At 62.6% G+C, this 11,616-nt stretch carries 13 protein-coding genes; 5 read left to right on the top strand and 8 right to left on the bottom strand.

Annotated features, from left to right (window positions below; all coding sequences use genetic code 11):
* Positions 1–19 precede the first annotated feature (19 nt).
* The 5 genes from SH809_09235 to SH809_09215 form a co-directional block, all read right to left on the bottom strand.
* Complete coding sequence (locus SH809_09235; GenBank protein MDZ4699874.1) at positions 20–1,243, bottom strand: PLP-dependent transferase; 1,224 nt, start codon at positions 1,241–1,243, stop codon at positions 20–22.
* Positions 1,236–1,667: an OsmC family protein gene (locus tag SH809_09230; GenBank protein ID MDZ4699873.1), complete on the bottom strand. Its 432-nt coding sequence runs from the start codon at positions 1,665–1,667 to the stop codon at positions 1,236–1,238. Before SH809_09230 ends, SH809_09235 begins: the two co-directional genes overlap by 8 nt.
* 81 nt (positions 1,668–1,748) lie before the next feature.
* Positions 1,749–2,681, bottom strand: coding sequence for a formyltransferase family protein (locus tag SH809_09225; protein MDZ4699872.1), 933 nt, complete (start codon positions 2,679–2,681; stop codon positions 1,749–1,751).
* 94 nt (positions 2,682–2,775) lie between these two features.
* A complete protein-coding gene (locus tag SH809_09220) occupies positions 2,776–2,910 on the bottom strand; it encodes a hypothetical protein (protein ID MDZ4699871.1) in 135 nt (44 codons plus the stop codon).
* A 56-nt stretch (positions 2,911–2,966) separates the two neighbouring features.
* Positions 2,967–3,347, bottom strand: coding sequence for a DUF2513 domain-containing protein (locus tag SH809_09215; GenBank protein ID MDZ4699870.1), 381 nt, complete (start codon positions 3,345–3,347; stop codon positions 2,967–2,969).
* Between the two features lie 198 nt (positions 3,348–3,545).
* On the opposite strand from SH809_09215, the gene SH809_09210 reads away from it, so the two are divergent.
* Entirely contained in the window at positions 3,546–5,123 is a 1,578-nt protein-coding gene (locus SH809_09210; GenBank protein ID MDZ4699869.1) for an AMP-binding protein, read from the top strand.
* Between the two features lie 5 nt (positions 5,124–5,128).
* On the opposite strand, the gene SH809_09205 is transcribed toward SH809_09210, so the two are convergent.
* Complete coding sequence (locus SH809_09205) at positions 5,129–5,836, bottom strand: MIP/aquaporin family protein (GenBank protein MDZ4699868.1); 708 nt, start codon at positions 5,834–5,836, stop codon at positions 5,129–5,131.
* A 181-nt stretch (positions 5,837–6,017) separates the two neighbouring features.
* Positions 6,018–7,511 (bottom strand): glycerol kinase GlpK, encoded by a 1,494-nt coding sequence (glpK, locus tag SH809_09200; protein MDZ4699867.1) that lies wholly within the window; start codon positions 7,509–7,511, stop codon positions 6,018–6,020.
* A gap of 309 nt (positions 7,512–7,820) precedes the next feature.
* On the opposite strand from glpK, the gene SH809_09195 reads away from it, so the two are divergent.
* From SH809_09195 to SH809_09185, 3 genes are all read left to right on the top strand, one after another.
* Entirely contained in the window at positions 7,821–8,519 is a 699-nt protein-coding gene (locus SH809_09195) for an outer membrane beta-barrel protein (GenBank protein MDZ4699866.1), read from the top strand.
* Between the two features lie 61 nt (positions 8,520–8,580).
* The gene (locus SH809_09190; GenBank protein MDZ4699865.1) at positions 8,581–9,654 is read left to right on the top strand and encodes an OmpA family protein; all 1,074 of its coding nucleotides are present in this window, start codon (positions 8,581–8,583) and stop codon (positions 9,652–9,654) included.
* Positions 9,654–10,283, top strand: coding sequence for a hypothetical protein (locus SH809_09185; GenBank protein MDZ4699864.1), 630 nt, complete (start codon positions 9,654–9,656; stop codon positions 10,281–10,283). The genes SH809_09190 and SH809_09185 overlap by 1 nt, the downstream gene beginning before the upstream one ends.
* Positions 10,284–10,387: 104 nt before the next feature.
* On the opposite strand, the gene mscL is transcribed toward SH809_09185, so the two are convergent.
* The gene (mscL, locus tag SH809_09180) at positions 10,388–10,816 is read right to left on the bottom strand and encodes a large-conductance mechanosensitive channel protein MscL (GenBank protein MDZ4699863.1); all 429 of its coding nucleotides are present in this window, start codon (positions 10,814–10,816) and stop codon (positions 10,388–10,390) included.
* Positions 10,817–11,143: 327 nt separating this feature from the next.
* On the opposite strand from mscL, the gene SH809_09175 reads away from it, so the two are divergent.
* Positions 11,144–11,548 carry a DUF4332 domain-containing protein gene (locus SH809_09175; protein ID MDZ4699862.1) on the top strand — a complete coding sequence of 135 codons (405 nt, stop codon included), beginning with the start codon at positions 11,144–11,146 and terminating at the stop codon, positions 11,546–11,548.
* The last annotated feature ends 68 nt before the right edge of the window (positions 11,549–11,616 follow it).

Raw genomic sequence — 11,616 nt, 5'->3', positions numbered from 1 at the left:
GGTGCGGACGAAGGTGGAATCAGGCGCTGTGGTTCAGCGCCTGGTCGATATCGGCGACGATGTCGTCGATGTGTTCGAGTCCGACCGAAATTCGCACAAGCCCGGGTAAAATGCCAACGGCCTGGCGATCTTCTTCGCTCAGCGAGCTGTGCGTGGTGCTGGCGGGGTGGGTGGCGATGGTCCGGGTGTCACCCAGATTGGCCGAAAGCGAGCACATCTCCAGCGCATCCAGGAAGCGCCGGCCCTGCTCCAGGCCGCCCTTGACCCCAAACGTGACCACGCCGCCGCCGCCTTTCATCTGCCGGCGCGCGAGGGCGTACTGCGGGTGGCTGGGGAGAAAGGGGTATTTGACGAAGTCGACACGCGGATGCGTCTCCAGGAATTCGGCGAGGGCAAGTGCATTTTTCCCATGCCGCTCCATGCGAACGGCCAGCGTCTCGAGGCTTTTGCTGAACATCCAGGCGTTAAACGGCGAGAGCGACGGCCCGGTGTGCCGCGCGAAAAACCGGATCGGCTCGATCACCTCGGCCCGCCCGAGGATCACCCCGCCGATGCCGCGGCCCTGGCCGTCGATGTATTTGGTCGCCGAGTGCATCACGAGGTCTGCCCCGAACGCGATAGGCTTCTGGAGGATGGGCGTGGCGAAGATGTTATCCACGTACAACAACACCCCGCGCTCGTGGCATAGGCCGGCGAGCCACTCGATGTCGATCAGATCCAGCCCCGGGTTCGAGGGAGTCTCGATGTAACACAGGCGGGTGGTGGGCTGGAACAGCGACTCCCACGCTTCGGGTGATTCGATCGGTGCGTAGCTGTGCGTGACACCGAAGCGGGGGAGCAGCTGTGTCAGGATCTGGTGTGTAGAGCCGAATACCGATCGGCACGCCAGAATATGATCGCCGCTTTTGATGAGGCCGGCCAGCCCGGTGTATACCGCCGCCATGCCCGAGGCCACCGCGATGCCGTCCTCCGCTCCTTCCAGCTGGCACATCTTGAGCACGAACTCGTCGACGCTGGGGTTGCTGTAGCGGGAGTAGATGTTGCCGCTCTGCTCCTTTGCGAATAGGGCCCGCGCATGTTCGGCATCGTCGAACATAAAGCTCGACGTCATGAAGATCGAGGTCGCATGCTCCCGCTGGATCGATCGTTCGGTCTGGGTGCGGATGGCGCGGGTCTCTTCGTGGGGCGTTCGTTTGGGGGCCGCTTCCCGGGGACCCGTTTCTTGGGGGGGATACTCAGACATAGTCGACCGCGTTGACGGAAAACGAGTAGGTGATGGTGGCCGTTTTTTCGAGGGTCTTCGCCACCGAACAGTACTTGTCGAGGCTCAGCTCGATGGCGCGGCGCACCTTCTCGGGGTCAAGATCACCTTCAAGCGAGAAGTGGGCGTGGATCCGGGTGTAGAGGGAAGGAATCTCGCCCTGGGCCCGCTCGGCGTCGAAGTCGACCTTGAAAGAGGAAATTTCCTGCCGGCCCTTCTTGAGGATGGCTACGATATCGATGCCGCTACAGCCGCCAAGCGCCATCAGGAGGGTTTGCATGGGGCCGGCCCCCTGTCCGCTGCCGCCGTCTTCTACGCTGGTGTCCATATGGACGGTGTTGCCGCGGTCGTTGCGGCCTACGAAATGGAACGCGTCGTCCACGCGCTCCACCTGGATATGAATCATGGAATAGAGGGTTGGAATGAGGGGAAATCTACCGCCGGCTTGCCCTGGCAGCCCAACCGGCGGGCATGCTGCGATGCGCGCTCAAGATACGAACGCCGGAAGTAAAAACTTCTCCCCGATCTCTATCCCGAACAAGGCCGCGAATCGACCGCCGCTGAACGTCCCCTCGTCGGTGGCGACGATGGTGAGATCGACGACCGTCCCGCCCGCGCAAAGCACCAGCAACCCGCGCCCCGACTGGGCGGAGATCACGGTGCCGGCCGGCAAACGGGGGATGGGCGAAAACGGCACCGCCTGCGCTTCGAGGAGGCGGACCATCGTATTGCGGAGGAGGATGATCGCGCCGCCATACGTGGGATTACACGCTCTGGCCAGCGCGGCGACGGCGGAGGCGTCACAAGCCGTCCAGTCGATCGTGAGGTCCGTCGCGGCCGGCCGGCCCTGATAGCCGGCGCCCACTTCGTCCTGCGGTGTCCCCTTGATGGCGCCCTGCAAGAACGGCGTGATACAGCGGAGGGCCGCGTCGATCAACAGGCTCTGGTGGACGCCGTAGGTATCGTCGGGTCCGATGGGGATGGACTCGAAGCAGACAATTTCGCCGTCGTCGAACGCCGGCGTCATCCGATGTAGGGTAACGGCGCCGACGGCCTCCTGCCGTTTGAGCTGCCAGAAGACGGGGTCCGGGCCGCGGTACGCGGGTAGCTGGCCGGGGTGCAGGTTAAAAAATCCGAGGCGCGGGATGTTCAGCGCGACGGCCGGGATGCGGTAGGGGAAGGTTTGCACGAGCGCGGCGTCCGGGGCGGTGGCCAGCAGCCAGTCCTCGAGGTCGGCGCCGATCTCGGCCTTCCGGATGACGGCGAAGGGGATGCCGAGGGCGTTGGCGTGCGAGGCGAGCGGGGCGGCGATGTGAGGCGCGCCGTCGGAACAGGCTACGCCGGCAAGCACGCCGGCCTGCGCGAGAAGGTCGACGGAAGAGAGCGCAAACTCAGAATTACACAGGAAAGCGATTCGCATGACGCCGGGAGAATGCGTGGCGCGCGAGCGCTCCGGCACGCCGGCAAGGATTGCCGGACGCGCGCCGCAAATGATCCCGGAGGCCGTGTATTGGTCAGAAAAGCAATAATGCGACCACAATCAACAGCAGGATGAAGCCGATGATGAACAGCGGGCAGCCAAAACTGGCCAACCGTGATCGGCGCGGAGTGTCGGTCGGGAGACTTTGCTCTTCCACAGGCATGGGCATGCCCCACGAATTAAAGGTGCAACAGCGCGAGAAAAAGCCTGATCGCGGCGAAGCGCTCAGCCCTGCCGTGGACGGCTCAGGGCAGCAGCGACGAGCTGGCGGGCAAGGTCTTCGATGAGGTCGAATGACGCGGTGCCGGTCGTCGTCTGGACGCGCTCCTTGATGTGATTCCAGAGATTGGGATTCCGGGTATTATCGAGGAAATCGTACCCGCGTGGAGTCAGGCTACGGATGGCCGTAAATAAAATGCGGTTATTCGTCGTGTACTTACAATCACCTTCCAGCAGGCCGGCGCCAAGTAATAACTTCACGTGTTCATCGACGAGCGGCTGTTCAATGTCGTCCAGCGAGAGGGCATGGATCAGTGGCTCGGCAGGATCACCCACCTCCTCCACATGGAGCAGGATATGGCGCATGAGGTCAATATTTCGCTTCATACTCGTGGTTTGGGACGCCTCAAATATAGGACATCCACGGGATCGAAGTGCAAGGGGCGCCTCATAGTCGTGTCATCGCCGGCAAAAGCCAGAAATCCGACGCAAAAAGGGAGCATCGATCTGGCGCATGAGTTTGCGCCATTCCCGGATTCGGGGTAAGATGCAGGGTCAGGAATGGTTTCACGCAACCCGACCCGCATGATCGTCTCCAGCCCGTTGCCCGACATCGCCATACCCTCGCTCTCGCTCCACGCCTTTGTGATGAAGGGATTCGGCGCGGTGGAGGCCGCGCCCGCGCTCATCGACGGCGCCTCGGGGCGGACGCTCACGTACAGCGCTCTCCGCGCCGCCATCGAACGCGTCGCCGCGGGCCTGCACGCGTACGGACTGCGCCAGGGCGATGTCGTGGCCCTCTATAGTCCGAACGTGCCGGAATACGCGGTGGTCTTTTTTGCCGTATCGATGAACGGGGCGGTAAATACGACCATCAATCCCACCTACACGCCCGACGAGCTGCACTACCAACTGGTCGACTCCGGCGCGGTATTCCTCGTCGCCCATCCGGCCGGGGTCGACACAGCCTGGAAGGCGGCGAAAGGCACCCGTGTGCGTCACATCGTCGTGCTCGGCGAAGCGGAGAACGGCATCTCGTATGAAACGCTGCGCGCCAGCCGCGAGCCGGCGCCGGTGGTGACCATCGACCCTGCCAACGACCTGGTGGTTCTTCCGTATTCCAGCGGCACGACCGGGCTTCCGAAGGGGGTCATGCTCACCCACGCCAACCTGGTCGCCAATATCCTCCAAACCCGCGCCGCACTCCCGATCGATGCCAGCGAGGTGCTCATCGGGATCTTGCCGTTTTATCACATCTACGGGATGACGGCCATCATGGGGCTCGCCCTCCACGCCGGCGCGACGGTGGTCACGATGCCCCGGTTCGAGCCAGAAGCCTTCCTCCAGCATCTGCAGGACAACGGCGTCACGCTCGCCCTCCTCGTTCCACCCATCATCCTCCTGCTGGCCAAACATCCACTGGTTGATCAGTACGACCTATCTCGCCTCCGCCATATCACGTCTGGCGCCGCGCCGCTTTCGGAAGGGATCGCTTCGATGTGCCAGAACCGGCTCGGATGCACCGTTCGGCAGGGGTACGGCCTGACCGAAACGAGCCCCGTCACGCACCTTTGTTCGCCCGGAGTGGCGAACAAGATGGGGTCCGTGGGCCCGTCGGTGCCCAATACCGAAACGTGTATCACAGACCCGGCCACAGGCCAGCTGCTCCCGGTCGGCGCAACAGGCGAGATCTGGCTTCGGGGCCCTCAGGTGATGCGTGGCTACCACAACAACCCCGGGGCAACCCGCGCGATGTTGGACGAGAAGGGATGGCTCCATACAGGCGACATCGGATATCTCGACGCCGACGGCTACCTGTATGTCATCGATCGGGTCAAGGAACTCATCAAGTACAAGGGGCTGCAGATCGCACCGGCCGAGTTGGAGGCTATCCTACTCAGTCACCCCGAGGTGGCGGACGCGGCGGTCATCCCCAGCGCCGATGAAGAGGCCGGCGAAGTGCCCCGGGCCTTTGTCGTCCTGAAAGCCGGCGTGCGTCTGACCGATGAGGCCCTCATGGCCTATGTGGCGGAACGCGTCGCGCCGTACAAACGCATCCGCAGGGTGACGTTCATCGACCAGATCCCGAAAGTCCCTTCCGGCAAAATCCTGCGCCGCGTCCTCATCGAACGCGAACGGGCCGAACGAGCGGAACGAAGTTAGGCCGGCTACCCCAATAAACGATACATGCCTGCCGCTAGCAGGGCGCCGATGATCGGCCCCACAATGGGAATCCAGGCATAGTCCCAATCGCTGCCGCCTTTGCCGGGAATCGGGAGCAAGGCATGCATGATCCGTGGGCCGAGGTCGCGCGCCGGGTTGATGGCGTAGCCGGTGGTCCCACCCAGCGATAGGCCGATCGCCAGCACCAGCAGGGCGACGGGCAGGGCGTCGAGAGGGCCGAGGCCGACTTCCGCGCTCACCATGTACAACACGCCGAAGACCAACACAAACGTACCGATGATTTCCGACACGAGGTTGCTGGAGGTGTTGCGGATGGCCGGCGCGGTGCAAAATACAGCCCGGATCGCGCCCGCGTCGTCGGTGCGGGCGAAGTGGTCGCGGTAGATCAGCCACACCAGAAACGATCCGAAGCCGGCGCCCAGTACCTGCGCCAGAATGAAGTAAGGCGCCTCGGTCCAGCTGAAATTGCCGGCGATCGCCAGACCGATCGTGACGGCCGGGTTGAGGTGCGCGCCGCTGTACGCCGCCACGCAAAACACGCCGGTGAATACGGCCATCGCCCATCCGAAGGTAATGACAATCCACCCGGAATTGTGGCCTTTGGTCCCGTTGAGCACCACGTTGGCGACTACGCCGTCACCAAGGAGCAGGAGGATGGCCGTGCCGAGAAATTCAGCGAGGAATGGAGTCATGGGAAGGAAAAAGGCAAAAGTGAAAAGGAAAAAGGGAATCGGCAAAAACGATCGTTCGGTCCCACCGTAGGGCCACGGCATGCCGTGGCCGTTTGAAGGATGGTGGAGCCCCGCGCGTAGGGCCACGATACATCGCGGCCATTCAATCGGGATGGTTCGGCCACCCCCTGTACGCCCCCGTTTAGTCGGGCGTTGCCCAATTTTTCGAACGTTCGAGCGCCTTGCGCCACCCTTTTTTGAGCGCTTCCACACGGTCGGCCGGCATCGAGGGGATGAAGCGCGCATCCACCTGCCACTGGCCGGCGATGGCTTCTTCGCTCTCCCAGTAGCCGACGGCCAGGCCGGCGAGGTAGGCCGCGCCGAGCGCCGTTGTTTCAAGGATGGTGGGGCGGACGACCGGCACGCCGAGCAGATCGGCCTGGAACTGCATCAGCATCCCGTTGGCCGCCGCGCCGCCGTCGGCGCGGAGTTCGGCGAGACGGATGCCGGAGTCGGCCTCCATGGCGGCAAGCACGTCGTCCACCTGGTAGGCGATGCCTTCCAGCGCGGCGCGGGCAATGTGGGAGGCGGTAGTGCCCCGCGTGAGGCCGGCGATCGTGCCGCGGGCGTACGGATCCCAGTGCGGGGCGCCGAGACCGGCAAACGCCGGCACGAGATAGACCCCGCCATTGTCAGCCACCTGCGCCGCAAGCGCTTCCACCTCGGCGGACGATGAAAACAGCCCCAGGCCGTCGCGTAGCCATTGCACGACGGCGCCGGCGATGAAGATGCTGCCCTCTAGCGCGTATTCTGTCCGGTCGCCGATCTTCCAGGCCACCGTCGTCAGCAGGTTGTTCTTCGAGTCCACGGCCTCGGTGCCGGTATTCATCAACATGAAACAGCCGGTGCCGTAGGTGTTTTTCACCATGCCGGGGGTCGTGCACATCTGGCCGAACAGCGCGGCCTGCTGATCGCCGGCGACGCCGGCGATCGGTATGACGCCGCCCAGAAGATCAGGGACCGTCTCGCCATACACCTCACTCGACGAGCGCACCTCCGGAAGCATCACACGCGGCACGTTGAGCAGGCCGAGCAATTCGTCGTCCCACTCGCCGCGACGGATATCGTACATCAACGTGCGTGATGCATTCGACACGTCCGTGACGTGTCGCCGGCCCCCGGTGAGATTCCAGATCAGCCAGCTGTCGATCGTGCCGAAGGCGAGCTCGCCACGGCCGGCCAGGTCGCGGGCGCCCGGCACGTTGTCGAGGATCCACTGGACCTTCGTGCCCGAGAAATAGGCATCCACCACGAGGCCGGTCTTCCGGCGAAACAGCTCCGCATGGCCGCCGGCCTTGAGGGTATCGCAGATGCCGGCCGTGCGCCGGTCCTGCCACACGATGGCGTTAAACAGCGGTTTCCCCGTGGCGCGATTCCAGACGACGGTGGTCTCGCGCTGGTTCGTGATGCCGATCGCCGCCACATCGGAGGCCCGTAGCCCCTGCTCTGCCAGCACCTGTCGCGCAACGGCCAGCTGCGAGGTCCATATTTCCATCGGATCGTGTTCGACCCACCCCGGCTGAGGGAAATGTTGTTCGAATTCCTGCTGCGCCACGCCCAGGATCTTCCCGTCGTGGGTGAAGAGGATGGCCCGGGAACTGGTGGTCCCCTGGTCGAGCGCGAGGATGTAGTTCATGCGGAAGAAGCCAGGTAATGGATGGACGAACCGTGGTGAACAGACGCGGTAAAACGCAGGTTCGATACCAAAGGGGGTGTGGGCTGGCAAGATAGAATCGATTTCAGACACTTGCCACACGCGAATCTTTGTCGTATTCCCCGAAATTATCTCGGCAATGCCCCATTTTCGCGATGAAAGCAAACGTTGAAGCGTTGCCTCATTGACCGTTTGCACGTTCCGGCTCTGGCCCATGCGCCCAGCGAAGCCCACTTTTCCCTTTTCCCTTTTTACTTTTCCCTTTTCCCTTCCCCCTTCCCCCTTCCCCTCATGCCATCCCGTTTCACGCGTTTTGCCCTAACCCTCGCGATGTCGATGTTTGCCGCTGCCTTGCCGGCCGAACTGGCGGCCCAACCCCGTCTGGGGATGGGCGCCGGCGCGTCGTATCAGCAGCTTGCGCTCGACGCGCCGCTGCCCGAATGGTCGGACACTGGGCTGCTTTTTCCCACGGGTCTCGTGTTTGCGGAATGGCCGCTCTCGGGCATCGATGGGCCGCTGGGGGAACGGCTACATGTGGTGAGCGGACTGCGTTACAACCGGCAGTCCGGCCAGATCGACTGGGCCTTTGTCGTCGGCGCGCCGGCGCAGGAATTCACAGGTACCTTCACACTCAAACAGCACTTTGTCTCCGTCCCCCTGTGGTTACGGCTGGACCTCGGTCGATCGCCGCTCTTCGTGCTGGCCGGCCCCGAGGTAGGTCTGCTCGTTGGCGCAAAGAAAGAATCCCGGACCCTGACGCCCGAGGCCTCGCGCTCGTCGCAGGAGGTGGCGGTAGGCGACGAACTCCGGCGTGTCAATGTCGCCTTACGCGGCGGCCTCGGCGCGGCGATCACCCCCCGGTTGCGTCTTGTGGCCTCGTATGTGGCCGGCCTCTCGCCGGCCAAACGGGACGCAGAGCAGCCGGTGCTGATCTCGGACTGGCAGACGCGGGAGCTCGAACTTCTGCTGCTCGTTCGGTTGTTGAATTAAAAAGCCTGCGGTACATTAATCCGCCCCCGGATTTTATTCTCGCGATGAAGATCTTGTTATCATGAAGTACGGCAAAGCTATCCTCTTGACGCTTACGACGCTCGCCTTGCTCCAGACGCTGACGTTTATTTTCCGAGCGGAGCCTATCGAGACGGATTTGATGCGGCGCGCGCGACAGAAGATCGCGCTGGAGCGCGCCGGCATCGGCATCGACCAGGTGTCCTTTGAAGGCCGCGATGCCACGCTCGAAGGCCCGGTGGCTTCGGAAGACGAGAAGCGACGGGTCGGGGCTGTATTGTCGTCCTACCCGGTACGCGTCCTGGCGAACAACCTCACGGTCGATTCTTCCCTCACGGCCTCGGCCCCCACGGATGTGGCCGACGCGGAGGTGCTCTTCACCCTCACCACGGATGCCCGACAGATGCGTCTGTCCGGCCGGCTGCCGGACTCCGCTACCCGTGACCGATTCCTGCAAGCCGTCCGCGACGCCTTCCCGACGCATACCGTGACAGATGAAACGACCCTCGATGCCGCATTCGGCATGTGGATCGAAGGATTCGTGACGATGTTGCCGGCTATCAACGCCGTCCAGCAACCCACCGTACGCGTTAGCGCCGCTGCCGTCGCCCTGCGGGGCGATGTGCCCACGCCGTTGCAGCGCGCGGTCGTCGTCCAAGACGCCGAGGCCGCCCTGGCGGGCGCTCGCACACTGCTGGTCGATCTGCGCGTACTCGAGACGGTAGGCGCACCGGAAGCGGCGGCTGTCATCCGGATGCGCACCGACCTCGAGGCGGTCCTGGCCGGCCATAAGGTGCAGTTCCTCATCAACACCGCGGAACTGGTGCCGGCCTCCAAGGAATTGCTCGATCGCGTCGCCGCCGTCATGGACGACGCAGAGTCGGTCGCCGTCGAAGTCCAGGGCCATACCGACATCCTGGGTTCGGTCGCGCTCAACAATGCCCTCAGCCAGAGTCGCGCCGACGCCGTGCGCGACTACCTCGTCACCCGGGGCATCGGGTCAGGCCGGCTTACCGCCATCGGTTTCGGCCCCACACGCCCTGTTGCCACCAATACGACCCTCGAAGGACGAATTAAGAACCGTCGCGTCGAATTCAGCTTAAAAGGAGGACAATAATGCTGTATCTTTTTGGCCAGATTCTGTTCTGGATCGCACTCACGCTCGCCGCCGGCATCACACTGGGCTGGTACCTTCGCGGTATCATCCGTGGGGACGCCTATCAGGAAATGGCGATGAAAGAAGTGAAATTCGAGCGGCCGGCCCGCACGGTCGTCTCACCTGAACCTTCAATCACGGGCACGGTGCTCAACGATGCTCTGATGAAGGCCCAACGTGAACTCGAGGCCTGCCAGCAGAGCCTCGTGCTGGCGGAAGCACGCTTGAAGGCGCCGCCTGTCGCCCGGGCAGTTGCGGCACCTGCGCCGGCCCTCGGTGCCTCCGACGCCGGTACACTCACCGGTGTGGCCTCCGTGCCCGTCATGCGCAAAGCGTCCAACGCCGCCAGCAAGAAGATGCCGGTCGGCAGTCGGGACGATCTCAAGAAGATCTACGGCATTGGACCCGTCATCGAGCGCCGGCTCGGGGAGATAGAGATCACGACCTACCGTCAGATCGCTCACCTCACCGAAGCAGAAATCGAACGCATCGGCGAGCATCTCAATTACTTCCCCGGACGCATCGAGCGTGATGGCTGGCTCGACAGCGCCCGCCGGCTTCATCAGGACAAGTACGGCGAAATGCCCTGAGCCCCGCCGGGTTTATACAAAAGGACCCTCCCGTCACGTGACGAGAGGGTCCTTTTTATTCGATAAAGGCGCGACGCCGCGTGGCGGTACCTACGCCTGGTAGCTCAACGCGCGCGGAGCAAGTCGCGGATTTCGCCGAGCAGCTTTTCCTCGTTGGAAGGCGCCGCCGGTACGGACGGCGCGGCTTCTTCCTTCTTCTTCAGGTTGTTCACAGCTTTTACGAGGAGGAACACACAGAAAGCGACTATAAGGAAGCTCACAACCGTGTTGATGAACGCGCCGTAGTTGACCGTGACGGCGCCGGCTTCCTTCGCCGCGGCAAGCGCGGCGTACGGGCCTACGACGGCTCCTTCCTTGATGACGAAGAACAGGTTGGAGAAGTCGACGTTGCCGAGCATCAGGCCAATGGGGGGCATGATGACATCGTTGACAAGTGACTGAACAATCGTGCCGAACGCCGCGCCGATGATGATACCGACCGCCATGTCGACGACGTTGCCCTTAACAGCAAACTCCTTAAACTCTTTGAGCATTGCTTTGGTGAGTGAGTGGTTAGGTTAGTGGACATTTGTGGGTCCAACTGCCGGGAAAATAGGTTGGGGGCGGTATAAATCAAACATATTAGCTATTACTTCGCCGATCATGCCGGGGCCGGGGGCCGGGGATTGATGCACAGTTAAATTCTACTTACTTTTGCGCCCGACCCACAGCAAGGCTGGTGTGTACGTAGCAATTCCCCGGTTTCGGATGAATAGGCGTCCGAAGAACACGACACCCTCCTTCATGGGAGCCGTGACGCCGGGCAGCGACGGACTCCAGCCGATCCGTAACATCCTGCACTATTGTTCAAGAGGCTTTTTATGGCAAAACTGACAACCATCGAGGGTATCGCCGACACGCTAGCCGAGAAACTGAAGAAAGCCGGCGTTGGATCTGTGGAGTCACTGCTGAAGAAAGGGGGCACGCCGGCAGGTCGCAAGGAAATCGTCGCGAAGAGCGGGATTGATGACAAGCGCATCCTCCGCTTTGTTAACCATGCGGACTTGATGCGAATCAAGGGCATCGGCGGCGAATACAGCGAACTGCTCGAAGCTGCCGGCGTCGATACCGTGGTTGAACTCGGCACGCGCAAGCCGGAGAACCTGCACGCCAAGATGGTGGAGGTCAACGCCGCGAAAAAACTCGTCCGCCAGCTCCCCACGCTAGCGGCTATAACCGACTGGTGCAAGCAGGCAAAAGGCCTCCCACGCGCCGTCAACTACTGATTGGTTGCAGGTTGACAGGTTGCAGGTTGGCGGGTTGGCATGTTGGCCTAGATCATAAAACCTGCAAA

It is taken from the genome of Rhodothermales bacterium, from assembly GCA_034439735.1.
Classification (GTDB): Bacteria; Bacteroidota; Rhodothermia; order Rhodothermales; family JAHQVL01; genus JAWKNW01.
This window is presented reverse-complemented; position numbering and strand designations above follow the sequence as displayed.

Bases quoted from the DNA above. Each gene is read 5' to 3' on its own strand.
- SH809_09220 (MDZ4699871.1), bottom strand. From the start codon at position 2,910: ATGCCCATGCCTGTGGAAGAGCAAAGTCTCCCGACCGACACTCCGCGC.
- SH809_09205 (MDZ4699868.1), bottom strand. From the start codon at position 5,836: ATGACTCCATTCCTCGCTGAATTTCTCGGCACGGCCATCCTCCTGCTC.
- glpK (MDZ4699867.1), bottom strand. From the start codon at position 7,511: ATGAACTACATCCTCGCGCTCGACCAGGGGACCACCAGTTCCCGGGCC.
- mscL (MDZ4699863.1), bottom strand. From the start codon at position 10,816: ATGCTCAAAGAGTTTAAGGAGTTTGCTGTTAAGGGCAACGTCGTCGAC.
- SH809_09225 (MDZ4699872.1), bottom strand. From the start codon at position 2,681: ATGCGAATCGCTTTCCTGTGTAATTCTGAGTTTGCGCTCTCTTCCGTC.
- SH809_09175 (MDZ4699862.1), top strand. From the start codon at position 11,144: ATGGCAAAACTGACAACCATCGAGGGTATCGCCGACACGCTAGCCGAG.
- SH809_09185 (MDZ4699864.1), top strand. From the start codon at position 9,654: ATGCTGTATCTTTTTGGCCAGATTCTGTTCTGGATCGCACTCACGCTC.
- SH809_09230 (MDZ4699873.1), bottom strand. From the start codon at position 1,667: ATGATTCATATCCAGGTGGAGCGCGTGGACGACGCGTTCCATTTCGTA.
- SH809_09210 (MDZ4699869.1), top strand. From the start codon at position 3,546: ATGATCGTCTCCAGCCCGTTGCCCGACATCGCCATACCCTCGCTCTCG.
- SH809_09190 (MDZ4699865.1), top strand. From the start codon at position 8,581: ATGAAGTACGGCAAAGCTATCCTCTTGACGCTTACGACGCTCGCCTTG.
- SH809_09215 (MDZ4699870.1), bottom strand. From the start codon at position 3,347: ATGAAGCGAAATATTGACCTCATGCGCCATATCCTGCTCCATGTGGAG.
- SH809_09195 (MDZ4699866.1), top strand. From the start codon at position 7,821: ATGCCATCCCGTTTCACGCGTTTTGCCCTAACCCTCGCGATGTCGATG.
- SH809_09235 (MDZ4699874.1), bottom strand. From the start codon at position 1,243: ATGTCTGAGTATCCCCCCCAAGAAACGGGTCCCCGGGAAGCGGCCCCC.